This window comes from Martinezella miluonensis, from assembly GCF_900094545.1.
GTDB lineage: Bacteria > Pseudomonadota > Alphaproteobacteria > Rhizobiales > Rhizobiaceae > Rhizobium > Rhizobium miluonense.
Genome location: NZ_FMAH01000046.1, coordinates 22,349 through 48,417 on the forward strand (window position 1 = coordinate 22,349; position 26,069 = coordinate 48,417).

31 protein-coding genes, 1 tRNA gene and 1 pseudogene are annotated in these 26,069 nt (G+C 58.7%); 12 read left to right on the forward strand and 21 right to left on the reverse strand.

The genetic code is table 11. From position 1 onward, the window contains the following. Positions 1–8 precede the first annotated feature (8 nt). From GA0061102_RS26885 to GA0061102_RS26905, 5 genes are all read left to right on the forward strand, one after another. Positions 9–794 (forward strand): ATP12 family chaperone protein, encoded by a 786-nt coding sequence (locus tag GA0061102_RS26885; RefSeq protein WP_092854909.1) that lies wholly within the window; start codon positions 9–11, stop codon positions 792–794. Between the two features lie 69 nt (positions 795–863). Beyond that, complete coding sequence (locus tag GA0061102_RS26890) at positions 864–1,334, forward strand: hypothetical protein (RefSeq protein WP_092854911.1); 471 nt, start codon at positions 864–866, stop codon at positions 1,332–1,334. Positions 1,335–1,397: 63 nt separating this feature from the next. Further along, a complete protein-coding gene (locus tag GA0061102_RS26895; RefSeq protein ID WP_092854913.1) occupies positions 1,398–2,930 on the forward strand; it encodes an acyl-CoA carboxylase subunit beta in 1,533 nt (510 codons plus the stop codon). A 123-nt stretch (positions 2,931–3,053) separates the two neighbouring features. Further along, positions 3,054–3,446: a DoxX family protein gene (locus GA0061102_RS26900; RefSeq protein ID WP_092854915.1), complete on the forward strand. Its 393-nt coding sequence runs from the start codon at positions 3,054–3,056 to the stop codon at positions 3,444–3,446. Between the two features lie 138 nt (positions 3,447–3,584). Continuing rightward, positions 3,585–3,971 carry a DoxX family protein gene (locus tag GA0061102_RS26905; protein WP_092854917.1) on the forward strand — a complete coding sequence of 129 codons (387 nt, stop codon included), beginning with the start codon at positions 3,585–3,587 and terminating at the stop codon, positions 3,969–3,971. 12 nt (positions 3,972–3,983) lie between these two features. Here GA0061102_RS26905 and sugE read toward each other — a convergent pair whose 3' ends face one another. From sugE to GA0061102_RS26935, 6 genes are all read right to left on the reverse strand, one after another. After that, positions 3,984–4,298: a quaternary ammonium compound efflux SMR transporter SugE gene (sugE, locus tag GA0061102_RS26910; RefSeq protein WP_092854919.1), complete on the reverse strand. Its 315-nt coding sequence runs from the start codon at positions 4,296–4,298 to the stop codon at positions 3,984–3,986. 137 nt (positions 4,299–4,435) lie between these two features. After that, positions 4,436–5,272, reverse strand: coding sequence for an S-formylglutathione hydrolase (gene fghA, locus GA0061102_RS26915; RefSeq protein ID WP_092854921.1), 837 nt, complete (start codon positions 5,270–5,272; stop codon positions 4,436–4,438). Continuing rightward, complete coding sequence (locus tag GA0061102_RS26920; RefSeq protein WP_092854923.1) at positions 5,269–5,733, reverse strand: YaiI/YqxD family protein; 465 nt, start codon at positions 5,731–5,733, stop codon at positions 5,269–5,271. The genes fghA and GA0061102_RS26920 overlap by 4 nt, the downstream gene beginning before the upstream one ends. A 75-nt stretch (positions 5,734–5,808) precedes the next feature. Next, the gene (locus GA0061102_RS26925; protein WP_092854925.1) at positions 5,809–6,936 is read right to left on the reverse strand and encodes an S-(hydroxymethyl)glutathione dehydrogenase/class III alcohol dehydrogenase; all 1,128 of its coding nucleotides are present in this window, start codon (positions 6,934–6,936) and stop codon (positions 5,809–5,811) included. Between the two features lie 159 nt (positions 6,937–7,095). Beyond that, entirely contained in the window at positions 7,096–9,105 is a 2,010-nt protein-coding gene (locus GA0061102_RS26930; protein WP_092854927.1) for an acetyl-CoA carboxylase biotin carboxylase subunit, read from the reverse strand. A gap of 81 nt (positions 9,106–9,186) precedes the next feature. Then, a complete protein-coding gene (locus GA0061102_RS26935) occupies positions 9,187–10,122 on the reverse strand; it encodes a DMT family transporter (protein WP_092854929.1) in 936 nt (311 codons plus the stop codon). A 216-nt stretch (positions 10,123–10,338) separates the two neighbouring features. Between GA0061102_RS26935 and GA0061102_RS26940 the strand changes: the two genes are divergently transcribed. Further along, a complete protein-coding gene (locus GA0061102_RS26940) occupies positions 10,339–10,761 on the forward strand; it encodes a helix-turn-helix domain-containing protein (protein WP_092854931.1) in 423 nt (140 codons plus the stop codon). A gap of 64 nt (positions 10,762–10,825) precedes the next feature. On the opposite strand, the gene GA0061102_RS26945 is transcribed toward GA0061102_RS26940, so the two are convergent. The 3 genes from GA0061102_RS26945 to GA0061102_RS26955 all read right to left on the reverse strand — a co-directional run bounded on the left by GA0061102_RS26945 (position 10,826) and on the right by GA0061102_RS26955 (position 11,823). After that, positions 10,826–11,086, reverse strand: a complete 261-nt coding sequence (locus tag GA0061102_RS26945) for a hypothetical protein (RefSeq protein ID WP_139115108.1) — start codon at positions 11,084–11,086, stop codon at positions 10,826–10,828. An 11-nt stretch (positions 11,087–11,097) separates the two neighbouring features. Then, the gene (locus GA0061102_RS26950; protein WP_092854935.1) at positions 11,098–11,313 is read right to left on the reverse strand and encodes a hypothetical protein; all 216 of its coding nucleotides are present in this window, start codon (positions 11,311–11,313) and stop codon (positions 11,098–11,100) included. Between the two features lie 425 nt (positions 11,314–11,738). Then, positions 11,739–11,823: transfer RNA gene (locus GA0061102_RS26955), tRNA-Leu, on the reverse strand. Between the two features lie 239 nt (positions 11,824–12,062). Here GA0061102_RS26955 and lipB point away from each other — a divergent pair. Then, positions 12,063–12,779: a lipoyl(octanoyl) transferase LipB gene (gene lipB, locus GA0061102_RS26960; RefSeq protein WP_092854937.1), complete on the forward strand. Its 717-nt coding sequence runs from the start codon at positions 12,063–12,065 to the stop codon at positions 12,777–12,779. Positions 12,780–12,963: 184 nt separating this feature from the next. On the opposite strand, the gene GA0061102_RS33040 is transcribed toward lipB, so the two are convergent. Continuing rightward, entirely contained in the window at positions 12,964–13,125 is a 162-nt protein-coding gene (locus GA0061102_RS33040) for a hypothetical protein (protein ID WP_159432213.1), read from the reverse strand. Positions 13,126–13,726: 601 nt separating this feature from the next. On the opposite strand from GA0061102_RS33040, the gene GA0061102_RS26965 reads away from it, so the two are divergent. Continuing rightward, on the forward strand, positions 13,727–14,290 hold the full coding sequence (locus GA0061102_RS26965; RefSeq protein WP_092854939.1) for a hypothetical protein: 564 nt from the start codon (positions 13,727–13,729) through the stop codon (positions 14,288–14,290). A gap of 61 nt (positions 14,291–14,351) precedes the next feature. Here GA0061102_RS26965 and GA0061102_RS26970 read toward each other — a convergent pair whose 3' ends face one another. Then, positions 14,352–14,846 carry a peptide deformylase gene (locus GA0061102_RS26970; protein WP_092854941.1) on the reverse strand — a complete coding sequence of 165 codons (495 nt, stop codon included), beginning with the start codon at positions 14,844–14,846 and terminating at the stop codon, positions 14,352–14,354. Between the two features lie 311 nt (positions 14,847–15,157). Here GA0061102_RS26970 and GA0061102_RS26975 point away from each other — a divergent pair, with 311 nt between their 5' ends. Further along, entirely contained in the window at positions 15,158–15,547 is a 390-nt protein-coding gene (locus GA0061102_RS26975; RefSeq protein WP_092854943.1) for a MerR family transcriptional regulator, read from the forward strand. A gap of 93 nt (positions 15,548–15,640) precedes the next feature. After that, on the forward strand, positions 15,641–16,090 hold the full coding sequence (locus GA0061102_RS26980; RefSeq protein WP_139115109.1) for a hypothetical protein: 450 nt from the start codon (positions 15,641–15,643) through the stop codon (positions 16,088–16,090). Positions 16,091–16,138: 48 nt separating this feature from the next. On the opposite strand, the gene GA0061102_RS26985 is transcribed toward GA0061102_RS26980, so the two are convergent. The 3 genes from GA0061102_RS26985 to GA0061102_RS26995 all read right to left on the reverse strand — a co-directional run bounded on the left by GA0061102_RS26985 (position 16,139) and on the right by GA0061102_RS26995 (position 18,369). Then, positions 16,139–16,612 (reverse strand): methyltransferase family protein, encoded by a 474-nt coding sequence (locus tag GA0061102_RS26985; protein ID WP_092854947.1) that lies wholly within the window; start codon positions 16,610–16,612, stop codon positions 16,139–16,141. A gap of 12 nt (positions 16,613–16,624) precedes the next feature. Continuing rightward, positions 16,625–17,614, reverse strand: coding sequence for an acetyltransferase domain-containing protein (locus GA0061102_RS26990; RefSeq protein WP_092854949.1), 990 nt, complete (start codon positions 17,612–17,614; stop codon positions 16,625–16,627). Between the two features lie 62 nt (positions 17,615–17,676). Beyond that, the gene (locus tag GA0061102_RS26995; RefSeq protein WP_092854951.1) at positions 17,677–18,369 is read right to left on the reverse strand and encodes a DUF599 domain-containing protein; all 693 of its coding nucleotides are present in this window, start codon (positions 18,367–18,369) and stop codon (positions 17,677–17,679) included. Positions 18,370–18,569: 200 nt separating this feature from the next. Here GA0061102_RS26995 and GA0061102_RS27000 point away from each other — a divergent pair, with 200 nt between their 5' ends. Next, positions 18,570–19,979 (forward strand): L-serine ammonia-lyase, encoded by a 1,410-nt coding sequence (locus GA0061102_RS27000; RefSeq protein WP_092854953.1) that lies wholly within the window; start codon positions 18,570–18,572, stop codon positions 19,977–19,979. 59 nt (positions 19,980–20,038) lie between these two features. After that, positions 20,039–20,473 (forward strand): DUF1489 family protein, encoded by a 435-nt coding sequence (locus GA0061102_RS27005; RefSeq protein WP_004123313.1) that lies wholly within the window; start codon positions 20,039–20,041, stop codon positions 20,471–20,473. Positions 20,474–20,534: 61 nt separating this feature from the next. On the opposite strand, the gene GA0061102_RS27010 is transcribed toward GA0061102_RS27005, so the two are convergent. The 7 genes and pseudogenes from GA0061102_RS27010 to GA0061102_RS27035 all read right to left on the reverse strand — a co-directional run. Beyond that, positions 20,535–20,810 carry a hypothetical protein gene (locus tag GA0061102_RS27010; RefSeq protein ID WP_092854955.1) on the reverse strand — a complete coding sequence of 92 codons (276 nt, stop codon included), beginning with the start codon at positions 20,808–20,810 and terminating at the stop codon, positions 20,535–20,537. Positions 20,811–20,941: 131 nt separating this feature from the next. Next, on the reverse strand, positions 20,942–22,450 hold the full coding sequence (locus tag GA0061102_RS27015; RefSeq protein ID WP_092854957.1) for an SPOR domain-containing protein: 1,509 nt from the start codon (positions 22,448–22,450) through the stop codon (positions 20,942–20,944). 118 nt (positions 22,451–22,568) lie between these two features. Further along, on the reverse strand, positions 22,569–23,339 hold the full coding sequence (locus tag GA0061102_RS27020) for a hypothetical protein (protein WP_092854959.1): 771 nt from the start codon (positions 23,337–23,339) through the stop codon (positions 22,569–22,571). Between the two features lie 340 nt (positions 23,340–23,679). Then, positions 23,680–24,285 carry a transglutaminase-like cysteine peptidase gene (locus tag GA0061102_RS27025; RefSeq protein WP_004123299.1) on the reverse strand — a complete coding sequence of 202 codons (606 nt, stop codon included), beginning with the start codon at positions 24,283–24,285 and terminating at the stop codon, positions 23,680–23,682. 496 nt (positions 24,286–24,781) lie between these two features. Beyond that, positions 24,782–24,937: pseudogene (locus GA0061102_RS32720) on the reverse strand (prolyl aminopeptidase); the annotation flags it as partial. Between the two features lie 72 nt (positions 24,938–25,009). Next, positions 25,010–25,639, reverse strand: a complete 630-nt coding sequence (locus GA0061102_RS27030) for a PilZ domain-containing protein (protein WP_092854961.1) — start codon at positions 25,637–25,639, stop codon at positions 25,010–25,012. A 132-nt stretch (positions 25,640–25,771) separates the two neighbouring features. Further along, positions 25,772–26,069: integrase core domain-containing protein (locus tag GA0061102_RS27035; RefSeq protein WP_139115110.1), on the reverse strand; the 298-nt coding region annotated here is incomplete at its 5' end.

Below are 26,069 nucleotides of genomic sequence, written 5' to 3' on the forward strand. Positions count from 1 at the left end.
GTGACGCCATGCGCGACCTGTTGAACGATCTTTCCGAAGGCCTGAGCCATCCCGATCCGATCCGCCGTGCGCAGATCCAGATGAAGAAGCCGCTGCCCAAGCGCTTCTACAAGGATGTGACGATCAGCAAGGACGAGGGTGGTCACGCCATCGCGCTCGACGGCAAGGTGGTCAAGACGCCGGCGCGCCATTCCCTCTCTCTGCCGACCGAAGCGCTCGCCAAGCTCGTGGCTGGCGAATGGGGGCGACAGACCAAGGTCATCGATCCAGCAACCATGCCCGTAACCCGCCTGGTGAACAGTGCTATCGATGGCGTGACAGCCGAAAGTGGAGCTGTGTTCGACGAAATCGTGCGCTTCTCCGGCAGCGACCTGCTCTGCTATCGCGCCGATGGCCCGGAACGCCTGGTTGAGCGGCAGTCGGCGCGATGGAATCCGGTGATCGAATGGGCAGCCCGCGACGTCGGAGCCCGTTTCATTCTCGCCGAAGGCGTCATGCATCAGGAGCAGCCGCAAGAGGCCATCGCCGCCTTCGCCGCGGCCCTGGGCAAATACGACACGCCGATGGAGCTCGCCAGCCTGCATACGATCACGACGCTGACGGGCTCTGCGATCCTGGCGCTTGCTTTCGCCTCCGGCCAGCTGCCGCTTGCCGAAGTCTGGTCGCTCGCCCATCTCGACGAAGACTGGACGATCGAACACTGGGGCAGCGATGAGGAAGCGGAGCAGCGTCGCGCGCAGCGTTTCGAGGAATTTCAGGCGGCAACCGACGTTTTCTCTGCTCTTCACAGTTGAATATTGTTGATTTCCAGTCCTTTATAGTGGTCTTCGTATCTTGCGGGTTCGGAAGTCGGGACAGGTATCATGTTGTTGTTGAGGTCGGGTGTCGCATCGGCGCTCGTGGGATGTTTAGCACTGACGGCGTGCGCGAACTGGTCCGTCGATCCTCCTCCGCCGACCTATGATGTTCGCAGTGCAACGGTTGTTGCCGATCATGCTTTGCCGCCGGTTTCGCCGGTGCTGATCGAAGCCGTCAACGATCGAGTGAATGCAGCGATCGCGGCCACGAACCACAATACGGCGCTGCCGCAGGTTACGCTGACTGTCCGCCTGTCAGACGTGCGCAAGGGGCGCAGTTTCAACCAGGATCGCAACAGTGCCAAGGTCAATATCGACGCTGCGTCGCTGGATGGTGGCGCGGTGATTGCCATGGCATCGTTCGATATGGCGACAACCGCGCCCGATCATGCAACGGCCGATGAGCTGATGGCGGAAGACATTGCCGCCCGCATCCGCTCCATCTTCTCGCTGAACACGCCGCGGTTGGCAAACTGAGCCGATAGCTTCAAAGGAGGCTCGCGCCGTGCTAAGCCCGAGCAGCGAAGGAGAGAGGGCCGCATGAAGGAAATCCTTTTGGAACTGGAGCGTCGTCGTGAAGTCGCAAGACTTGGCGGCGGGCAGGCGCGGATCGATGCGCAGCATGCGCGCGGCAAGCTGACGGCCCGAGAGCGCATCGACATCTTCCTGGACGAAGGTTCCTTTGAGGAATTCGACATGTTCGTCGAGCACCGTTCGACCGATTTCGGCATGGAAAAGAGCAAGATCGCCGGTGATGGCGTCGTGACCGGCTGGGGCACCGTCAACGGACGTACCGTTTTCATTTTTGCCAAGGATTTCACAGTCTTCGGTGGCTCTCTTTCAGAAGCACATGCGGAGAAGATCACCAAGGTTCAGGATATGGCGCTGAAAAACCGGGCGCCGATCATCGGGATCTATGATGCCGGCGGCGCCCGCATTCAGGAAGGTGTGGCCGCACTCGGCGGCTATGCCGAGGTGTTCCAGCGCAACGTGCTGGCCTCCGGCGTCATTCCGCAGATTTCCGTCATCATGGGGCCCTGTGCGGGCGGCGACGTCTATTCGCCCGCGATGACCGATTTCATCTTCATGGTCCGCGATACCTCCTACATGTTCGTGACCGGGCCGGATGTGGTGAAGACGGTCACCAATGAGACCGTGACCTCCGAGCAGCTCGGCGGCGCTTCGGTGCATACGACGAAATCTTCCATTGCCGACGCTGCCTACGACAATGATATCGATACGCTGCTGCAAGTGCGCCGCCTCATCGATTTCCTGCCGCAGTCGAATACGGCGGCTCTGCCCGAGATCGAGTGCTATCAATCCGTCACCGAGCCGGATAGCTCGCTCGATACGCTGATCCCGGCTAACGCCAACAAGCCCTACGACATCAAGGAACTGATCCTGAAGGTGGCGGACGAGGGCGACTTCTTCGAGATCCAGGAAAGCTTCGCCAAGAATATAGTCTGTGGTTTCGGCCGCATCGAGGGAGCCACGGTCGGCTTCGTCGCCAATCAGCCGATGGTGCTGGCAGGCGTGCTTGACAGCGATGCGTCGCGGAAAGCCGCGCGCTTCGTGCGCTTCTGCGATTGCTTCAATATCCCGATCGTCACCTTCGTCGATGTACCTGGCTTCCTGCCGGGGACGGCGCAGGAATATGGCGGCTTGATCAAGCACGGTGCGAAATTGCTTTTCGCCTATGCCGAGGCGACCGTGCCGAAACTGACCGTCATCACCCGCAAGGCTTTCGGCGGCGCTTATGACGTTATGGCCTCGAAGCACCTGCGCGGAGACCTTAATTATGCTTGGCCGACGGCGCAGATTGCCGTCATGGGCGCCAAGGGCGCGGTCGAGATCATCTTCCGCAAGGACATTGCCGAGCCGGAGAAGATCGCAGCGCATACCAAGATGTATGAGGATCGCTTCCTGTCGCCGTTCGTTGCGGCCGAGCGCGGTTATATCGACGAAGTGATCATGCCACGCTCGACCCGGCGGCGCCTCGCGCAGGGGCTCCGGATGCTGCGCAACAAGGATCTGACCAACCCTTGGAAAAAACACGACAACATCCCTCTGTAATCTGTGACAACAAGCCACGGATTACACACGGAAAATTGATTGGACGTCAGAATCCTTGTTTTCCCGTTCAAGGCAGGCCGCTCTATTGCTTCCTGCAGGGGGAATCGAAACTGGAGTTCAAAAATGGCGCTTTCCGAACGGCTGAATCAATATCAGCCCTATGCTCTTACTGTACTGCGTATCGTTATTGGCCTGTTGTTCATCGAACACGGCACGCAGAAGCTTTTCGGCTTTCCGGCCGGCGGTCACTTCACCGGCTCTCTGCCGCCCTTGATGCTGTTTCAGGGTGTTCTTGAAGCATTCGGCGGTCTGGCAATCGTTTTGGGTCTGTTTACACGCCCCGTAGCCTTCATTCTTTGCGGCAACATGGCGGTCGCATATTTCATGGCGCACATGCCGCAGAATTTCTTCCCGGTGAACAACCAGGGCGATGCGGCCATTCTGTATTGCTTCGCTTTCCTGTTCCTGATCTTCGCGGGTCCGGGTCTTCTGGCGATCGACGGCCGCAAGAAGTAAGTCATATCGAAACCGGGCCTGATGATCTTCAGGCCCGGTGAATAATTTCGTCTCCCGCGTGTTGATTCTGTATCGACGAAACGGGAGAGTCTTTTCGACAGTATCCCGTTCGCATTCCAAGTTCGCACGGAGATCTTCATGTCACTTGCCGAGCGCTTATCGCCTTACCAGCCCGCAGCACTCGCAATTTTGCGAATAGTGACTTCCGTGTTGTTCATCGAACATGGCACGCAAAAGCTCTTCGGCTTTCCGCCAGCGCCTTTCGAGGTCACGACGTTGTTCTTCGTCGCGGGCATAATTGAGCTTGTCGGCGGCATTCTCATTCTGTTCGGGCTCTTCACCCGGCCCGCCGCCTTTCTCCTCAGCGGCGAAATGGCGATTGCCTATTTCATGGTGCACACGCAGATCGACTTCTTCCCGGCCAATAACCAGGGCGACGGTCCGATAATGTTCTGCTTCGTCTTTTTGTTTATGGTATTTGCCGGCCCAGGGGCGTGGGCACTGGACAATCGCCAGAGCCCTTGACTGTGAGGTCCGTCAGGCGGCGAGCTTGAGGCCGGCGATGCCTGCCACGATCAGGCTTATGCAGAGCAGCCGAACGAAGGTTGCGGGATCGCCGAGCAACCAAATCCCGAGCAGAACGGTGCCGACCGTGCCGATACCGGTCCAGACCGCATAGGCGGTGCCCATCGGCAGCGTTTTTACCGCGAGACCTAGCAGCACGACGCTGATCACCATAGAAATGACCGTGAGAGCCGTCGGCATCGGCCGTGTGAAGCCGTCAGTATATTTCAGGCCGACTGCCCAGCCGATTTCAAACAAGCCTGCAAGGAAAAGCAGGAACCAAGCCATGTTACGCTCCATTGTTAAGAGCGAGGCCGTCCCCGCGATGTCTACGGCCGGCTATAAGTACCGGCCGCCGCAGTCGTCTGCGCGTTTTCTATATGCCTTTACCGCAGGCACATTTCAAGGCGGCGGTCATGCCACCTTTACTTTCCCAGCCGTTCGGCATGCCACTTCAGGTGATCGTCCATGAAGGTGGAGATAAAGTAGTAGGAGTGGTCGTAGCGCTCATGCATGCGCAGCGTCAGACCGATGCCGGTGCCTTTGATCGCCTCTTCGAACAGCCATGGGCGTAGACCGTTTTCGAGGAAACTGTCGGCCTTGCCCTGGTCGATCAGGAATTCGGGGAAGCGGGCGCCATCCTCGACGAGCGAGCAGGCGTCATATCGTCTCCAAGCGGCCTTGTTGCTGCCGAGATACTTTTCGAAGGCGGGTGCGGACCAATCGGCCGTCGACGGCTGGACAATGGGTGCGAAGGCGGAGCAGCTCTTGAAGCGATCGGGGTTCTTCAGCGCGATCGTCATGGCGCCGTGGCCGCCCATGGAATGGCCGAAGATACCTTGCCGGCTCATATCGACGCGGAATTGCTTTGCGACGAGTGCGGGCAGCTCCTCCGTGATGTAGGTATACATCCGATAGTTTTCGGCCCAGGGCGCCTCGGCAGCATCGAGATAGAAGCCGGCGCCTTTGCCCATCTGCCAATTGGTCAGCTCGTCGGGCACGTCGTTGCCGCGCGGACTGGTGTCCGGGCAGATGATGATCAGGCCGAGCTCGGCGGCCATGCGGCGATACTCGCCCTTTTCCATGACATTGGCGTGAGTGCAGGTGAGGCCGGAAAGATACCAGAGGACCGGCCGAGGCTCTGTGATCGCCTGCGGCGGCACAAAGACTGCAAAGGTCATCTCGCCTTTGCAAGCTTCGGATTCATGCGAAAAGACACCCTGCATGCCGCCGAAGGCGGTGTTCTGGGAAATGATGTTCACGGCTGGTCTCCAGGCGTTTGATGGGCTTTTGCCCACCGGCAAAGCCGGTCGAAGGTTTCGAGGAAGGCGGAGCGGTCACGCGGCGAGAAGGCGGCATTGTACCCCTTGCTTTCACCGGTTTCGCGAAGATGTGCGCCGAGATCGCGCATGGCTGTGGCCATGCCGATATTCGTCTTGTCGAAGATGCGGCCAGTTGGGCCCGTCACGAATGCTCTGGCTGCAACGCAGCGCCCAGCGAGCGGCACGTCGGCAGTAACGACGATATCACCGGCAACCGCATGTTCGGCGATCCAGTTGTCGGCAGCATCGAAGGCGTTGGAGACGATGACGTTGTGCACCATCGGATCCCGCGATGGCCGCAGCCCCGAGTTGGCGACGAAGGTGACCTCGATGCCGTGGCGTTCGGCAACTTTCAGGATCTCCGGTTTGACCGGGCAGGCATCGGCATCGACATAAATCATGAAACTCAATCTTTTCAGCTATATGCGGCGCATTTCTCAAGCGCCGCATATATTTCTTTCCTGTGGCTTGGAGCGTCAGTAGATGACGACGCCCCTGACACTCTTTCCGGAATGCATGAGCTCGAAGCCCTTGTTGATGTCTTCGAGCGGCATGGTGTGGGTGATCATCGGATCGATCTGGATCTTGCCTTCCATGTACCAGTCGACGATCTTCGGCACATCGGTGCGGCCGCGCGCGCCGCCGAAGGCCGTCCCCATCCACGAGCGGCCCGTCACCAGCTGGAACGGTCGCGTCGAGATCTCCTGGCCGGCGCCGGCAACGCCGATGACCACCGACTTGCCCCAGCCGCGATGCGAGGCTTCCAGCGCCTGGCGCATCACCTTGGTGTTGCCGGTGCAGTCGAAGGTATAATCGGCGCCGCCGATCTGGTCGGCACCGCGCTTCGTCATGTTGACGAGATAGGGAACGATGTCGTCGCCAACCTCCTTCGGATTGACGAAATGCGTCATGCCGAAGCGCTCGCCCCATTCCTTCTTGTCGTTGTTGAGATCGACGCCGATGATCATGTCGGCGCCGGCAAGCCGCAGACCCTGGATGACGGTGAGGCCGATGCCGCCGAGACCGAAGACGATCGCCGTTGCCCCCATCTCCACCTTGGCGGTGTTGATGACCGCACCGATGCCGGTGGTGACGCCGCAGCCGATATAGCAGATCTTGTCGAAAGGAGCGTCCGGATTGACCTTGGCAACGGCAATCTCCGGCAGCACGGTGTAATTGGCGAAGGTCGAGCAGCCCATATAGTGATGGATCTTGTCCTTGCCGATCGAGAAGCGCGAGGTGCCGTCCGGCATCAGGCCCTGACCCTGGGTCGAGCGGATCGCCGTGCACAGATTGGTCTTGCGGCTGAGGCACGACGGGCATTCGCGGCATTCGGGCGTATAGAGCGGGATGACGTGATCGCCCTTCTTCACCGACGTCACCCCCGGTCCGACATCGACGACGATACCCGCACCCTCATGGCCGAGGATGGCCGGGAACAGGCCTTCGGGGTCGGCCCCCGACAGGGTGAAATCGTCGGTATGGCAGATGCCGGTCGCCTTGACCTCGATCAGCACTTCGCCGGCTCTCGGTCCCTCAAGCTGAACCATCATCACCTCAAGCGGCTTGCCGGCCCGCATCGCTACGGCTGCTCTTACGTCCATGGTTTCATCCCTTCCTGCTATGATTTGGTTCGTGCGACATTGCCATGGGCGCGCGTTGCGGCTCAAGCCAAAATCAGACACTCAGCGTCGCAATCGTCGGGTTTCACCCGAACAGGCGCTGCGCACTTTTCCGGAAATGCTCGGCCGCCTGTATTTTAATCAGGCAAATTCCATGATCACGGCATCGACGGCGAGGCTTTCACCGGGTTTCGCATTGATCTTGCCAACGATAAGATCGCGTTCGGCGCGCAGGACATTCTCCATCTTCATCGCCTCGACGATGGCCAGCGTCTCGCCTGCCTTGACCTCCTGGCCCTCGGCGACGGCGATCGACACGACGAGGCCGGGCATAGGGCAGAGCAGCAGCTTCGACGTGTCGGGCGGCAATTTGATCGGCATGAGCTTGTCGAGCTCCGCCTGGCGTGGCGTGAACACCTTGGCCCTGACGGAGAGCCCTTGCCAATCGATGCGCAGGCCGTTCAACACCGTGCGGATCTGGGCCGTCAGCTTGCGGGCGCCCACGGCGCCGACCCAGACGGCATCGCCGGGACGCCAGTCGGTTGCGACAGTCACGGTCTTGCCGCCTATCTGCATGTCCATCTCGAAAGGAATGGTCACCACGCCCTCGAGCAGCGTCACGGGCAGATAATCCGTGCCGAGCTTGACGATCCAGCTTTCCCGTAGCGGCCCGGCTGCGGGACGCAATCGGTCACCATAGCGCTCGCGGCGATTGGCTTCGGCCAGGCTGCATGAAAGGGCGACTGCAGCGAGCAGGGCAGTCTGTTCCTCATCCGGCGTGACGGGCGCAAAGCCTTCCGGATATTCCTCGGCGATGAAGCCGGTGGAGAGACGGCCTTCGCGCCAACGCGAATGCTTCATCAGCGCGGAGAGGAACGGCATGTTGTGCTCGATGCCGTCAACGACAAAGCCATCCAAGGCTTCCCCCATCGCTTCGATCGCTGCCAACCGGTTCGGTGCCCAGGTGCAGAGTTTGGCGATCATAGGATCGTAATACATCGAGATCTCGGCGCCTTCGAAGACTCCGGTGTCATTGCGGACGACCGATTTTTCCGTCTTGCCTTCGCGCGGCGGACGATAGCGCGTCAGACGGCCGATCGAGGGCAGGAAGTTGCGGTAGGGGTCTTCCGCATAGAGACGGCTTTCGATTGCCCAGCCATTGAGCATGACATCCGCCTGCTTGAACGGCAGCTTTTCGCCAGCGGCGACGCGGATCATCTGCTCGACGAGATCGATGCCGGTGACGAGCTCCGTCACCGGATGCTCGACCTGCAGGCGGGTGTTCATTTCGAGGAAATAGAAATTCCTGTCGCGATCGACGATGAATTCGACCGTGCCGGCGCTTTGGTAATCCACGGCTTTCGCCAGCGCCACCGACTGCTCGCCCATGGCCTTGCGCGTCGCTTCATCGAGGAAGGGCGAGGGCGCCTCTTCCACGACCTTCTGGTTCCGCCGCTGAATGGAGCATTCGCGCTCGCCGAGATAGACGACGTTGCCATGCGCATCGGCCAGCACCTGGATTTCGATATGCCTGGGGTCGACGACGAATTTCTCGATGAAAGCGCGGTCGTCACCGAAGGAGCTTTTCGCTTCCGAGCGGGCACGCTCGAATCCGTCGCGCACCTCGTCCTTGCTCCAGACGATACGCATACCCTTGCCGCCGCCGCCCGCAGACGCCTTGATCATGACGGGATAACCGATCTCGCCCGCGATCCTTTCGGCGTGATCGGCGTCATCGATGATGCCGAGGTAGCCGGGAACCGTGGAAACCTTGGCGGCATTGGCGAACTTCTTCGATTCGATCTTGTCGCCCATGGCTTCGATCGCCTTCGGCTTCGGGCCGATGAAGACGATACCTTCCTTCTCCAGCGCGGCGCAGAAGGAGGCGCGCTCGGAGAGGAAGCCATAGCCCGGATGAACCGCTTCCGCGCCCGTCTGCTTGCAGGCGGCGATGATCTTGTCGACGACGAGATAGCTCTCAGCAGCAGGAGCCGGGCCGATATGCACGGCCTCGTCGGCCATTTCGACGTGCAATGCATCCCGATCGGCATCGGAATAGACGGCGACCGTCAGGATACCCATCCGGCGCGCGGTCTTGATCACGCGGCAGGCGATCTCGCCGCGATTGGCGATCAGGATTTTCTTGAACATGCAATCTCCGCCCAAATACCCTATTCAGTCAGTGTTTTAGCCACAAATTGCGCTGTCGGTCCATGCGCAAGATGTCTGCGCTTACGCCGTTTTCCGCAATCTTGACTGAACGCGCTCCCGCCAGATGATGAAGAGGCCGGAGCTGACGATGATGGCGATGCCGATCCATTTGGAAAGATTGGGAAAATCGCCGAAGATCGCATAGCCGAGAACGGTGGCGGAAATGATCTCGAAATATTGGAACGGGGCAAGCAGCGAGAGCGGCGCCAGGCGGAAGGCTCTGACGACAAGCATATGCGCGTAGCCCGATATCGAGCCCAGAATCAGCAAAAGGACGAGCCCGAGCATAGAGGCGGGCAGGGAAGGCTCGAAATCCGCGATGCCTGCGGATGCTCCCGCCAAAACGGTAATCGACATGAACAGTGTGCCGCCTACGCCGGCCATCACCTGCATTGTCATCGGCGAATCCGCCTCGCCGACGGCGCGGTTCATGAACAGATAGAGTGCAAAGAGGAAGGCGCAGGCAACGGGCAGCAGCGCCTTTAGCCCGAAAATCTCGAAACTCGGCTGGATGACGATCATTGCGCCGACGAAGCCGATGACGATCGCCAGCCAGCGCCTCCAGCCGACCTTGTCGCCGAGAAACAGGGCTGAAAGTGCCGTCAGCATGAATGGCTCGACGAAATAGATCGCGAAGACATCGGCGAGGGGCATGTATTTGACCGCTGCGAAGAAGAGCAGACTGGCGGCACCATGCAGCGCGCCGCGCAGCAGGTTCATCCAGGGACGTTTTGCGGAAAATGCCGCACGACCCGAGACGGTCGCCAGCAGCGGCAGCATGCAGACGAGCTGAAAGAAGAAGCGATAGAACGTCACCTGGCCGGGCGACATGCCTTCGAAGCTCGCCATGTATTTGGCGATGGCATCCATCGTCGGCAGCAGGATCATGGCGCTTGCCATGATCGTCATGCCTCTGAGCGGATTCTGCTGTGTGGAAACGGCGGAAGATACGGACATGAAGAGACATCAAACACAGGAGCAGCATGCAATCAAGAAGCGATCGGATGCGCCACCAAAAGCCGCGGGCTGACGGTGCAAGATGTCGCACTTTTCCATTTGGGACAGATCGTGGTGGCGAGATGACGCCCCTAGACCTATCTCTACTTTCGGAAACGGCTAAAACATACATGCGCCGCATAAATTGCCGGCGCAGCCAAGAAAAGGATCGCACCGATGTTCAAGCCCGAACAAGAGACGACCGTTTTTTCGGACGAGGGCGGCGATACCCTGGGCGGACGTCTGTCGATGGCTCGCGACGCCGCCGGCATCAGCTTGGAAACGCTGGCGAGCGAGCTGGGCGTCAGCGAGGAAACGATGCTCGCGTGGGAATCGGACCGCTCCGAGCCCAAGCCATCCGCTCTGGTGACGATGTCGGCTCTCTTCGGCGTATCTCCTGTTTGGCTGATGACCGGGGCGGGCGATGGTCCGGACGAGGATAGCGACCAGCGCGCGCTGGATGCCGTCAGGAACGAGTTCCTACGACTGCAGACGGCGCATCAGGAGATCGGCCGGCTGATCGAAGCAACGACTCGCCAGATCGAACGGCTCGACCATCAGATTCGGCTGCGCAATGTCAGCAAGGACGTCGCGCATTGAGCGCGGCACCCTTCGATGTTCATAGCGAATAGGGGTTTTAATCGATCCGTTCCGTAGGGCACGTCTAGCTTAGGCGGGCAATCGTGTCGTCCAGATTGTCGATCGCGAGTTGTTCGCGGGCGATCATGCCGTCAAGATCGATAGCCTCGCTAACCCCTTTTGCGCTTGCGCCCTGAATTTTCATCGCCAGCAGTTCGTTGCGATGGGCGATCTTTTCGCCTCTAATTTTGATAAGCTTCAAGCGAAAATCATCATTCATCTCAAATCCCTCCGTTTGGAGTGAATTAACCGCCGTTTCCGGACTGCCTTCGTTTTTCAGGCTCACCTCAGTCGATCTCACTCGTGCCCACGTCCTCGATAGGTGGTTGGAACGCCGGCCTCCTCATGGCATTGCGCGAGAGTTTCCAGCCACGTCGCCAATCCAGCCGGTACTTCGGCATTTCCAGCTTCCAACGCCTCCACCCATGATAGGTCGCATTGCAGGGCGCTCGCCAGATTGATCGGAGTCCAGCGTATATGCAAAAGGCATTCTGAAAAGCGTTCTGGCGTCATGCATCCTCCCACTTCCGAAGAAACTTCACGGTGCCAGAGGGACGCGCGAAGTCAAGTGATCATGGAGATCCAATGGCTCTTGATGATCAAGGCGAAGTGGCAATATGAGCGCCGTATATGATGTAGAGGTGAGTGAGGCTGGGGAACGCCGGCTGAATCTAGCCGCCATAGGGCATTAAAACGCTGCTCCACTGTCATCCTCCGAGAGGAATCAGCTTGGTGGTCTCTATCGGGTGAATTAACCGATGTCCGGGGGAGCTGAAGGTGTCGGGGGTAGCCGGTATCGACAAAAGCTGATTTCAGCAGATCAAGCGATCAACAGCCGGTGAGATATCCATAGTGTCCCACGCTATTCTTCATCGTGAAATCCAGCAGCACCTAAAGCCCTGTTCTAAAAACAAAAAACCCGGCCTAAGCCGGGTTCTTGGTGCGGTCGAGAAGACTCGAACTTCCACGGGTTGCCCCACAGCGACCTCAACGCTGCGCGTCTACCAATTCCGCCACGACCGCATCGTGGTAGGCGCCGAATTGCTCCGGCGCGGCTGCATGTAGCAAAAGCATTCGGGGGGCACAAGAGCGATGTGTCAGTTTTTTTAAATTCCTTCACAGCTCCTCCGATCGCGCCCGTCCGATTGCTGGGGAAGTGCCGTAGATGTTTGAATTTCCGCCGGAATAGCGCCATATGTGGATAACCCGTTGGCGCGCAGGATTTCCACAAATGCGACCTGCGGCGCGCAAAGGACTGCCAAATGCTTCGCACAGAACTTTCTCATCAAATGTTTCCCGCTCATGGCACGCCGCCTGTTCGCTGGCGGATCAGCGATGGTCTTGTGCCCTATGAAGAGGCCGTTGCCACGATGGAGGCGGAGGCTGCGGCGATCGCCGAAGGCCGGGCGCCGGAGCTGGTCTGGCTGGTCGAGCATCCGCCGCTCTATACGGCAGGCACCAGCGCCGATGCAGCCGATCTCATCGAGCCGGAGCGATTTCCGGTGTTCGCGACCGGACGCGGCGGCGAATATACCTATCACGGACCTGGCCAGCGCGTGGCCTATGTTATGCTGGACCTGAAGTGTCGTCGGCAGGATATCCGCGCCTTTGTCGGCGCGCTTGAAGAAGTCATCATCCGCACACTCGATTCGATGAATGTGCGCGGCGAACGGCGCGAGGATCGGGTGGGCGTTTGGGTGAGGCGTCCCGAAAAGCCGGTACCGCCGGACGGAACCGTCGCCGAAGACAAAATTGCGGCCCTCGGTATCCGCGTGCGCAAATGGGTGACGTTTCACGGTCTGTCGCTGAACGTCGATCCCGATCTCGGCCATTTCACCGGCATCGTTCCCTGCGGAATCTCGGCCTATGGTGTCACCAGCCTTGTGGATCTCGGCCTGCCGGTCATGATGGCGGATGTCGATATCCGCCTCCGCGACGCTTTCGAGCAGGTCTTCGGACAAACCGTCAACGACGGTTAGAGTATTTCCGTTTTAAACGGAGTCACGGAAATGCTCCATCTCTTTGTTTTCACGTAATTCCGGACGCAAAACCGCTTCGCACTTTTGCTGGAATTGCTCTAGTACTTCGGCTTGCGTGGCAACGACCGAACGGCCGCGGATGCTATCTCGCAATCGCGACCGATTGCCCCGACACACCGTGCGTTCACAGGAGCGATTCGTCTGCGTTTTCTTCGGGAAGTAAACCGGTCTCGGCCGGCTTGTCGCGCTTCCTTCTTAGCAAGCGCTCGAACTCGTCTTCCGACTTGAGAAGATCGTGCAGCTTCTGGTCGCTGAGAATATTGTCTCGATTGTCGTGCGAAGTCATGCAGGTAGCTCCTTGACCTCTGCAGGCGAGAGTGCGTTGCCTCTCTCAGCCGTTGGCGCCTACGGGTTCGGGTAGCCGACGATAGCTTCTGCCTACGCCCATCGAGGGACTGTGGCGAATCATTTCGGACAGCCGGCAGTCGATGGCAAGGAATCGCACGCTGTGATTGCTTTTCCTCCAAGAAAAATGCCCTGGAAGGGAGAGCATCCAGGGCATAGAGAGGGGAACTGCCTCAAAAGAATAGGGCGATGCCCCTACACTTCAAGGGCCGGTTCTCACGATAGGTTGCATTGCGCTTACAGTTGCTCCTTTGTCTCGCGAAACGGCGATCTGCGGGCAGCAAGATGAAGGCGGCCATTGTGCCGTATCGGCACGACAATCCTCTTCATTTTCGGCTGAATCAGTGGCTGCAATGAACTGCCATCAGTGATTGCCATCAAGGTTGAACTACGCTCTATGATAGCTGTTTTCGTACAGTCTACGTTCATATTCGTCCGCATATGGTGTCATCCGTCGCCCCGAAATCGCGTCTCGATTGACAAGGACTAGGGACGACACGATTAATAGTTTCGACATTCGTCATAGAGCGGAGGAAATGCCAATGACTAGTCGTGCCATTCTGTTGATGTCCCTTGCGTCTCTCACAGTTGTAGGCTCGATGGGCCTCGCTTCTTCGGCTTCTGCGCTAACCATGAAAGAGTGCAGCGCCAAATATCAGGCAGCGAAAACCGCTGGCACTCTGAACGGCCAGAAGTGGAATGACTTCCGCGCCACGCAGTGCGCTGCCGATGCAGGCGCTGCGACAACTGCACCAGCAGCAGCTGCCCCTGCAGCGACTGCACCGGCAGCGACCGCACCGGCTGCCACAACGCCTTCCAAAACGGCGAAGACAACTGCAGCTGCCAAGGTTGATGCCAGCGAGCCCGACGCCACCAAGCCGCCGGCAGCCGAACCGGCAAAGCCGACGACGGTCGCTCCGGCCGGCGTGACCTTCCCGGCCAAGGTCGATGCCAAGTATGCCAGCGAGACCCCGGGCAAGAGCCGTTTCCACACCTGCGTCGATGCCTACAATGCCAACAAGGCCAAGAATTCGCTCGGCGGGCTGAAGTGGATCCAGAAGGGCGGCGGCTACTACAGCCTCTGCAACTCTAGGCTCAAGGGCTGATTTCAGTCTGATTGGATGAACGAACGGGCGCCTTCATGGCGCCCGTTTCGTTTTGAATGGATCAGCGCCGGATCTTTTCCCATTTCTTCGTCAGGCGATCGCGCTTGAGCTTCGAAATGCGCTGTAGCCAGAATATGCCGTCGAGCTGGTCGATCTCATGCTGAATGCAGATCGCGAGAAAGTCTTCGGCTTGTTCCTCGTGCATTGCGCCATGAATATCCTGATAGGAAAAGCGAATGGCTTTCGGCCTGACGATCTCTTCGGTGATGCCTGGCATGGAAACGCTGCCTTCCATATGCCGCATGGTTTCTCCAGACGACCACAGGATCTGCGGATTAATGTAGGTGCGTACGTCGTCTTCCCGGCTGAGCTCGATCACGACGACGCGCTTGAGCACGCCGATGTGCGGACCAGTGATGCCGACACCGGGCGCCGCGCGCATCGTATCCAGCAGATCAGCCACTAATCCATGCAAGTCGTCGTCGAAGCTGGTGACTTGGGTGCAGGCCGTTTGCAGCAATGGATTGGGGAAGCGGATAATGGTGCGGACCGGCACGGGATTCTCCGTTGATAAAGCGGTATGAGTTGAAGGCGCGAGAATAGGGCCGGACGGATTGTGACGCCATCGCCCGATGAAAAGATAGGAGATATGAGGAATTCCGCCTATCTATTTGTTAATAAATATTTTTCAATTGATGTTGAAGAGAGCTGTATCCGCTTCGAAGCATTGCTTGAAATGGACCATATCGCGTTTCGAGGTTTCGCGACGCGATGATCTGCGCGCGGCAAGAGCGATCGTGTACCGTGCGGAAATTGACTATTACGTAAAAGTCAATATTATAGTCCGCGACAGATAGGGGCGGATTCTTGGTAGACGGATACTATAGCATAACGGAGCTCACGCGGGAATTCGGCGTTTCGACCCGGACCTTGAGGTTCTATGAGGACGAGGGCCTCATTCAACCCGAGCGCAGGGGGCGTACGCGCCTGTTCCGGCCGGCCGACCGGCGCCTCATTTCAGAAATCCTCCGCGGCCGCCGCATTGGCTTCACCATCGCCGAAATCCGCGAGATCATTCAGGTCTACAAGGAGCCCCCGGGCGAAATTGGCCAGCTGAAACTGCTGATGAAGCGTGTCGACGAAAAGCGAGATGAACTGCGCCAGAAGCGCAAGGACATCGACGACACATTGAGCGAACTCGACAATGTCGAGGAAGCCTGCCTCGGACGCCTCGCCGATATCGGCGTCGGGACCTGATCGCTCCCGTTGCGGTTTGAGCGGACAATTTTGCCGCCATAGTTCCGGCAAGAACGCTTTCTAAAAGCGAAGCGTTCTTGGGGAGTTGGTGGCGTGGTATCAAAAATCTCGTTCGCCCTTGCTATGCTCGCCGCCGTTATTGTCGCGAACTCAGACCGCAGCCATGCGGCCGAAGTCGTACGGTCGGATATTCCGGTCGCTTATGGCCTCTTGCTTGACGGCAAGGATGCGGTCTATGGCCAGCTTGTTTGCCACATTCATGCTCCTTGTCAGCTTATCGACAATCAGGATACTCACGTTCAGCTGAGCGTGACGATCGAGTCCACGCAACGTCTATCGGGCGAAGTCAGCATTCGGTGCGGCGAACTCGATTGCTCCTTCTCAAGTGGGAGCGCATCTGCCAAGCTGGAGGGAGCAGCAGGCCGAGAAAGATCTCGTCAATTCAAGCTCTGTGCTGGCAAAGATGCTGCAATCACGAAGGATCTGGTCTATCGCACGAGGATGGGGATCGGTCAGATTCTTTTTCTCTTCGGAAACCAGTAGGAAATGACTGCATCATTTCGTTGAGCGATCTTTCACGCTCCTTCGGTCTCAAATCCAGCGACGCGTATGTTTGCAGTAGAATTCGAATTCACAGCCGAAGCGTGAGAGGAGATGCATCTCCTCGCAACGGATGACGAGCAGCGTGGTCAGCGCGGCTGCCATAGCCGCCATCGCCACGAACCAGAGATTGCCGATTAGCAGGCCGAGCCCGGCCGTTAGCAGCGTATAGCCGAGATAGGTGGGATTGCGAGTGAAACGAAACGGGCCTGTGGTCACCAGATAGGCGGTGCAGCGCTGCGTCAGCACCGTCGTTCGGCTCTCTATCAATGTCTTGACGGCCCAGACGTTCAGCGTCACCGCAAATGCGGTCAGAACGGACCCGACCGCCCATGCGACGATCGACCAGAGAAGCGGTAGTGGCAATGGATAGTACCGCTGCAGAGAGAGCGCGATAACGACGGCGATGCTATAGAGTAGCGGCGGCCACGGAAAACTCAGCGACTTCGAACGATAGGCATTCATGGAATAACCCTGTCATTGCGCTTCATCCGTGCATTGTATCGCGATTCGGCTCACACGTTCATCGCTATCTGCTTTGATCGCGCCTGATTCCAGGGCTTTAAAGAGATTTTGTGCCTGCAACTTGTCGAGCGTGCACTGGCAGAAGCTGCGACACATGGCTTCGCTGCCGGAGCGCGTGCAGGACGCTACGCATTGCTTGATGTAGCCGACCGCCGGATCCTGCTGTGGCGCCGGAGCGACCAGCGACAGAAGATAGACGAGGCTGAACAGCACCGGCTGATGAACGAGGTAGAAGGCGAGGCTGTGACGGCCGGCACGAGCGATCAGATTGCGGCCCGGACCGAATTTCGCCAGCCGCTCCAGCCAGCCGAAGGACATTGCCAGTCGCGCCGTGCCGAGGCCGAACAGAAAAGGTGTCAGCCAGGGAAAGAGCGGCACATAGTCGTTCGATTGCTGCGGCGTCTCCGACAGGCCGACCCACCAAAGCCACGGCGTGTCGAAAGCAGCAGAATGCAGGGAGAAGGGCGCAATAACGTTGTCGACGACAATGCCGGCCGCCAGCAAGGCAGCAATGAGCAAGGTGGCGAAAGCCGGCAATCGCAGGAAAAGCAGGCCTATGATGCTGGAGGCCGCGATTGCATGGAGGATTCCGAAATAGATCCATCCAGGGCCGATAAACAATTTCGTCACGATGGAGATCGCCAGCGCGGCGACCACGATCATTCCGAGACGGCGCCCATAGGAGCGCCAGCGAATCTCCGGCGTGTTGGCAAGCACGAGACTGAAGCCGGCCAGAAACAGGAAGGTGCTGGCGATGAGGCGGGCATAGACTTTCAGCCAGCCGGTTTCCGCCGTACCCGCATCGAGATAACCGAAAAACTCGAAATCCCAGGTGCAGTGGTAGCTTGCCATCGCCAGAAGCGCGACGCCGCGCGCCGTATCAAGAAAGCCGATGCGGGGCGTCTTTTGCGGTGCATCGGCGCTCTCGGCGATAGCGGCCATTACAGGGTCCTTCCAGGCATGGACTTAAACATATGCGCTCGGTTCGAGCGAACGCGAGCCTCTCATGGCACATCGCTATCCATAATGGCCAGACGGGCATCGGAAAAAAACTGTCTGCGGATCAGCACGATGATGATGAACATCGTCGTGCCCATGAAGACATAGGGGCTGAGGAACCAACCGAGATAGCCGATGGACAGGAAGATGGCGCGGAGGCCGGCGTTGAAATTGCGGGCGGCGATGATGTTCATGCGAATAACCCGCTCGGCGGCGCGTTCGGCGCGCACCGGATCGCGGATGGCATCTTCGAGCATCGGCAGGGAACCGAAGAGAATGGTGCAATAGTTGAACAGGCGGTAGGCCCAGCCGAATTTGAAGAAGGCATAGCCGAACAGGCAAGCCAGCCCCGCCACCTTGATCTCGAAAGCGGCGCGGCCGCCATTGAGTATGAACGGCAGGTCGGAGAAAAACGCATTGACCTTGTCGGTGGCGCCGAGCAGCGCAAAGCAGCTGCCGATGGCGAAAATCGAGGTGGAGGCAAAAAAGCCCGTGCCGTTCTGCAGGCCGGAGAGGATTTGCGTGTCGATCATCTTCAGATCGCGGCGCAACGAATTATAGATCCATTCGCGCCGGCGCTCGTTCATCGCCAGCGTCAGGCTGGTGCGATTGAAGAATCGGGCGCTGCTGGTGATCCAGTTCAGCGCAACCCAGAGAAAGATGAACAGGGCGAGGGCGACATAGTCGGCAGTCGTCATAAAAGCAGATTCCCCAGGAACATTCCGATGTAGACTGTAGCTCAGCTCCGGCCGGGCGCAATGCCCTTCTGTTTGCCTCGCCGAATGCCTACATGTAATGTCGCTGCCATGAAATCCGATGTCGGTCGATCGCCGTGCAAGCTTGCCCCGATAGCGTAGCCTTGCCCACAGTCGATTTGCCGAGGAGGCAATAAAGGTCCATGTTTCTTTCAGTTTTCGATGTTTTCAAGATCGGTGTGGGACCGTCCAGCTCGCACACCATGGGGCCAATGTCCGCTGCGAATCGCTTCCTGGACTTGCTGCTTTCAAACGAATGGCCTCGCCCGTCTTCGAACGTGCATGTAGCCTCGATCAAGGTCAGCCTGCATGGCTCTCTCGCCCATACCGGCATCGGCCATGGCACGGGCAGGGCCGTCATTCTCGGCCTGATGGGCGAGCGGCCTGATACGGTCGATCCGGACCGGATGGACGCCATCATCGACGAGGTCGAGCGCAGCGCGCGCGTCACGCCGCCCGGCCATCCGGGCTATCAGTTCCAGCCCAAGACCGATCTCATCTTCGACAAGAAGGTTCCTCTGCCAGGCCATGCCAATGGCATGAGCTTCTCCGCCTTCGACAAGGACGATCGCCTGCTGGTGAAGCGCATCTATTATTCGATCGGTGGCGGCTTCGTCGTTACCGATACCGAGCTGGAGCAGATGCGGGCCGACAAGAAGAAGCCGGCTGCGGCTGGCGAACGTGTTCCGTTCCCCTTTGCCAGCGCCAAGCAGATGCTCGAAATGTCCGAGCGCTCCGGTCTTACGATCGCGCAGATGAAGCGCGCCAATGAAGAGACGCGGATGAGCGCCGAAGAGCTGGATGCCGGCCTCGACCGCATCTGGGCTGCCATGAGCAGCTGTATCGATCGCGGCCTCAAGGTCGACGGCATCATGCCCGGCGGGCTGAAGGTGCGCCGGCGTGCCCGCGCCATTCACGATAAACTGCAGGAGGAATGGCGCAGCAACCGTATCAATCCGCTGCTCGCCAATGATTGGCTCAGCGTCTACGCCATGGCCGTCAATGAAGAGAATGCGGCCGGCGGACGCGTGGTGACCGCACCGACCAATGGCGCAGCCGGCGTCATTCCGGCGACAATCCGTTACTACCAGCACTTCCACGAGGATTGGGATCGGGAAGGTATTCACAATTACCTGCTGACCGCGGCCGCAGTCGGCGGCATCATCAAGCATAACGCTTCGATTTCCGGCGCCGAAGTCGGCTGTCAGGGCGAGGTGGGTTCGGCAGCCGCGATGGCAGCCGCAGGACTTGCCGCCGTCATGGGTGCGACGCCGGAGCAGATCGAGAATGCCGCGGAAATCGCGCTGGAACATCATCTCGGCATGACCTGCGATCCGATCGCCGGCCTCGTTCAGGTGCCGTGCATCGAGCGAAACGCACTTGGTGCCGTCAAGGCAGTTACCGCCGCCTCGCTCGCCATCAAGGGCGACGGCCAGCATTTCGTGCCGCTCGACGCCTGCATCGAAACCATGCGTCAGACCGGCTACGACATGAGCGAGAAGTACAAGGAAACCTCGACAGGTGGCCTTGCTGTGAATGTGGTTGAGTGCTGAGTGTGGATGCCTGATCTAAAAGCTTGACGCCTTTCGCCAAAAGGACTTCAACGGCATCTATGGCTTTGCATCTCATCAAATTGTGCGTGGGCGCGGATTCGCTCGATGATCTGCGCGAGTGGGTTTCCGAGCGGGCGATGAATGCCATCGCAGCCGGGCTGGAGCCGCATACGACCCATACGACACGGATGGTGCCGAAACGGATCGAAGAGCTGCTGGATGGCGGCTCGCTTTACTGGGTGATCAAGGGGCAGGTGCAGGCAAGGCAGAAGCTGCTTGGCATCGAGACCTTCACCGATGCGGAAGGTATTCAGCGTTGCCGGCTTATCCTCGATCCTAGCGTCGTTGAAACGACCGGGCAGCCGCGGCGGCCTTTTCAAGGCTGGCGCTATCTGCCGCAGGATGACGTGCCACGCGATCTCGACAGTCTCGGCGATGCGGCCGAATTGCCCGCCGATCTACGGCGGGAACTTTCCGAACTCGGACTGCTTTAGAGCAGCCTCCGAGAGCGGTTCAGATTTTCACGGAATCTCCGAGCCGCTCCATTTCATGGTTTTAGCGCAGCCGCATCATGACCGGCGCTCGGCCGCTCGGGGCTGTGATATGCAGGTGGATATGCGCGTCCGGCTGCGAATAGCGCCAGGCGCGGGCGCCATGGCAAAGCAGAACGCCGATCAGATCTTTCGTCTTGCTGCGCGAGCGCGAACGGCTGAGACCCAGATCCGCGAGCCGCATCGCTGCCTCATGTAGCGGATGAAGAGCAAAGCTCTTCTGTTTCACCTTGCCCCCGCCATCGAGCGAGAATCCGGGAAAGTTCTCGTTCATTGCCATTTCAAATCCCCGTACACGTTACAAACTCAGGGCCGGTCCGACAGACATCCGGAACCGGAGGGCCAGGCATCAGCAAGAGAAGCCCGACCGATCTTCAAACTAAGCGGCACGAAACACATTGTGCCGCCATTCTATTCCATGCTCGCCCAGCACTTCACGCCGGCACGCTTGAGAGCCTTGCAGGCATTGAGTGCTTCGCCTTGATCTTCGAATCCGCCGAAACGGGCGCGATAGCCGCCGTCGAAGGCGACGGTATAAGACTTGGCCGAGCGCAATGCCTTGCCGCCCTTGCTCCTAGCCGCGTCGAGGAGGTCGCTAGCGCCGTCCTTGCTGGAAGACACTCCGATCTGAACGACCCAACCGGCAGGATCACGTTCGGTCTTGCTTGCCTTTGCGACCTTCTCCGTCTTTTCAGCCTTCTCTGCCCGTTGCAGCTTGACGATCTTCGTATCGGCTTTGGAGGTCGAGGCCGTGGTGACGGTATCGATTTCGTCCTCGTCACGGTCATCGGAAGGAACAGCGGCCGCGACATCTTCTGAAGCAGAGCGCTGCTGAGTGGGCTTGACCGCGAGCAAAGGATTGGCGGATTTCGGCGCTACGGCTGCAAAAGCTGCAGCGCTGGACGGTTGCCGGACCTCGGCCGCTTCTGCCGTCTCATCGTTCTTGATCTTTCCGTGGCTGACATCGGCAAAGCGGGCGCTGGCTGCCTGAACGTCTGGCGTTGCGGCCGGCGCGTGGGCGATGACATCGGAAGCAATATGGCGTGTCGACGCTTGCGGCAGATAGGCCGCGATCAGCTTGCGCATCTGGTTATCGCGGGCAGGGGTCGAAGCGCCCCCGAGAACGACGCCGACGATAGAGCGCCCTTCGACCTTCACCGATGTCGCGAGATTGTATCCCGCAGCGCGCGTATAGCCGGTCTTGATGCCGTCCACACCGCGCACGGCGCCAATGAGACGGTTGTGACCGAAGATAACCCTGCTGCCGAGCCGGAAGCTCGTCTCGGAAAAGAAGCCGTAATATTGCGGGAAATGCTCGCGAAGGGCGATGCCGAGGCGCGCCTGATCGCGCGCCGTCGTCATCTGTGCCGTATTCGGCAGGCCGTTCGGATTGCGATAGGTGGTCCGCGTCATGCCGAGCGCGCGCGCCTTGTCGTTCATCAGGCGCGCGAAGCCTTCCTCGGAGCCGCCGAGCGTTTCGCCAAGCGCCATGGCGGCATCGTTGGCCGATTTGGTGACAATACCAAGGATCGCCTCGCGAACCGTGACGGAGTGGCCGGTACCGATGCCGAGCTTCGTCGGCGCCTGCATGGCGGCATTCCTGGAGAAGACGACTGGCGTGTCGAGAGTGATGCGTCCAGCCTCAAGCGCTTCGAAGGTCAGGTAAACCGTCATCATCTTGGTCAGCGAGGCGGGATAGTGAAGCGTGTCGGCGTTTTCGCTATAGAGAACGTTGCCCGTATTGGCATCGATGACGATGCCGGCATATTTCGGGCCGGCGGCAGAAGCATCCACGGCAACCACCGTGATCGAAGCCGTCGCGACCGAGAAACCAAAAAACATTTTCGCCAGAATCTTACCGGATTGAGACGACGATACGGGAAGGGTTGATCTGGACACTAAATCACTCTCTGCTTGCATTTACATTCTCGATGATCCGGTCGCCGCCTTCCACGAACGCCCGTTGCGCTCGAGACTAAAGGCTTAGCGTTACCAATCGGTTTATGATGAACGGTTGGTTTCAGGTTTCCGTGCCATTTTAGCGACCTTCGGCTATCGGTGTAGAAGCGCCTGAGACATTCACGAGGTGCGCGCCGACAAAACCTTGGACGGCGGCATCCATGGTTTGCCAGTCCCTAAGCTGATTGCTGGAAAAGCGGTAGAGGACGCTCAAATCCTTGCCGACTTTGACATCCCTCTGACAGTCGCCGCTGGTGGCCGAAGCCGATGAAGCAGGCAGGATGCAGCGCACAACGTAGTCAGGCTCACCCGAGCGCGGCGCGGTCAGAAGAATCTCGTTGTTGTATCCGGCATCGGCGCGCAAGCGATGTGCCGTCAGGCCATAAGGGCCGGCATAGGGGGCGCCATCCATGATATGAGAATAGATGGGCTCCAGCCTGCCCGACATGTCGCGCGACATCGTGCTTTGGCTGAGCTGCAGGAAAATCAGCGAGGAAGACTGCGAGACATCGTCAAAGCGCAGGCGATCGGCTTCGCTGAACCCCTGCATCTGCGGCCATGTGAGATAGAGATCGACACGCTCGGCCGCACTATCGACGCGTTCGCTCGGAAAGCGGATGGTATTTGCTGCCAGGCGCAGCGTGTCTTCGCCGATCGTCACGGAAACGGGCTTGGTATCCGTCGTATGGCCGCCCAGTGAAATCCGTTCGCCGAGCCAATGGCCGCCGAGGGAGATAGCGACGGTGAGGGCGGCCAGAACGGCTATGCCTGATGTGATCCGATAGACTAGACCACTCGATATCAGCGGCCGTTCGTCGATCATTGAGGCGGATAACGGAGGAGAAACCATGCCCTTGCCTTCATTTCCTTCCGCCCTGGACGCCATCGTGAGGAGGATCGACGGTGGATCGGCAGAGGCGTCAGACTTTCGATGAGTCTTGTCAAAAAAATGATTGGCGCCATGATGGTTAATGAAGCTTTAAAAATGCGTCGGCAGCCATTCTATTGCCGTTTCGTTCCCGAAACTTCCGCCTGCTCGCTTCGGAATGGATCCGGTAACAACGAAAAGAGCCGTTCCCGGGACAGTGGGAACGGCTCAGAAGCACCGGCCTGGACAGAAATCAGGGGACTAGACCGGCCTCTGATCTTGATCGCCGGCGCTAGGCCACCGACGATCCTTTATTGCGTGTCTACTTCAAGCTTCCGACTGCGACGGCACGGCCGTCCTGTATCTTGACCCAGCGGGCCGGGTGCTCGACGGACTGACGCTTGAGGAAGGTATATTCGGTCTCGGACCAGAGCTTCACCTTGTCGCGCATGTTGTCGAGGACGAAATCGCCGCGGTCGGTGCGAACCGTGAGAACCGCGTGGCCATCACCGTTCGGCTGCAGGACGACGGTCATAAGGAGGTCGGAGGGCGAAAAGCCCGCATCGATCAATTCCTTGCGCTTCAGCAGCGCGAAATCTTCGCAGTCGCCGGCAGTGGTCGGGATCGCCCACTTCTCCTCGACGCCGTAAAGCTCCATGTCGGTCATCGGCTTGATCGTCGTGTTGACCGTGTAGTTGATCTTCAGGATCGTCTTCCAGCTATCCTGAGTCAGGATGATCGGACCGGCATCGCCACCGGCAAAAGCGCACTCGCGCGGATTTTCCTTGCAGAACTCGTAGTGACCGATGGGAGGAGCGGCGTCGCCGGTGATCGTCATGTTGGCAGGTGCGGCCTGAGCGGGGCCGAAGAAGCCGAGAGTGAAGAGTGCCAGCGCGGCGCAGCCGCGAAGTACGAATTGAAAGTTCATGTCCCTGTCCCTGCTTATTTTGTTGGGATCAGAATGACACGCATGCTTTTATCTGGCGCAAAATTGCACAGTCAAATTAATGGCTTAGTTGAATCAAATCTGGATCAAACTTTCATCAAACACGCAGAAAACTTGACTCAATTTTTCGGCGAATTCGATTAAAATTTGAATGTTTCCGGTATGAGTTCCTGGGCGCGAAAACAGAGAGAACTACTGCTTTTAAATGGCTTCCCGCCAATCGGATTCTTAACGGCGAAGCAGCGCTTGCGGCCAAAAATCGTCCCATAGTGAAACAGAGAAGCTGCGCCGGCGCATGGCGGAGCCGGCGAAATCGGCAGATCCGCTCCATCCTGTGCCATTCTGGGAAAAACGGCCGAAAAATATTTTTTTGATTTTTATTGCAGGTCGAGCGTGCGCAATGCGTCCGCGGCGCGGACGATGGAAGCGGCCATTTCCGATAGCGCGGGCGAATGGGCTGCGTTGGGAACGACGATCAGCGTCGCGTTCCCGCGGAACTCCCAGATCCGGGACCGCCATGCAGGATGAGGACCGGTATGCCTGCGGGATTGCCGGATTGCATCCAGAATATCCGCTGGCTGTCGCCGACATCCAGCAGGCCCTCGTCGAAAGGAGTTATGTCGGGATAAAGCATCTCGCGGCCACGCATCGAAGACAAGGACAAACGTCGCTATTTCCAGACGTTGCGTGACAGGCGAATGACGGGTCAGAGAAATTCGCGCAAGGTCTCGCGCGACTGCAGGGAAAGGAACTCGATCGCCACGCCTTCCATGAAATGGCGCACGACGCGACCGCGCATATTGCCGAGGCGCACGGAAGTGCCGAGAGGCGGACGTACTTCAACGTCGACGGCAGCTCCTGAAAGCGAAAGATCCATGATGCGGCAGCTATATACCGTGCCGTCGTCAAGGGTGAGGTCACTACGGGTGCTGCGCGGCGTCAGGCGATCGTGGCGACGATCTTCCGGCAGGCCGAGTTCATGCTTGTTGGCAAGCCAGGTGAGCTGCGCTGCAAGCTTTTCGCGCTTCCGTTCGGTCGCGTTGATCGACATGCTGAAGCCGCGTCCGTCAACGGCAACGACATGGCCCTCGACGCGGCCAAGATGGTCTATATAGGCGATGACGCGTTCATCGGCACGGGGACGTCCCACGCAGATGACATACATGTCGCCAGGCGACATTTCCGTTACCAGGCACTCGAACTCTTCATAATTTGCCAGCATCAGACGGCCCTGCATGTTGATCGGGACCCGCTGAAAGGTCCTCTGATCGCCGCGAAGGGCATTACCTGCGAATTGATTTGACCGCATCGCTTGCGCCGGTTGGAATGAATGCATGGAAGAGCTTCTTTACCGATTGCGTCCGCTGCAATAACTAGCCGAAACTTCTTAAGGTATTGTTGTCTTTCCTCAAGGTGTAACCTAGAAGTGGAGTGAACCCCTGGGGCTGGACCAGCGATGCGCGTCAAACTAAGCCGCCTGCTGGGCGAGTTGGGTTTCAAATTCTGCTGGCGATCGATAGCCAAGGGCTGAGTGCAACCGCCTGGCATTGTAGATCTCCTCGATGAACCTGGGCAAGCGGTCAGCCACGTCCGCGAAGGTCTCGTAGCCAGCGGGGTAGATATCTTCCACTTTCAAGGTCTTCATGAAGCTCTCTGCCTGCGCATTATGATAAGGGTTGCCGACGGCGCTCATGGAACCCTGTAGACCAGCGGCATCGAGCGCCCGTCGATAGGTCTCACTTGCGTATTGGCATCCGCGATCCGTG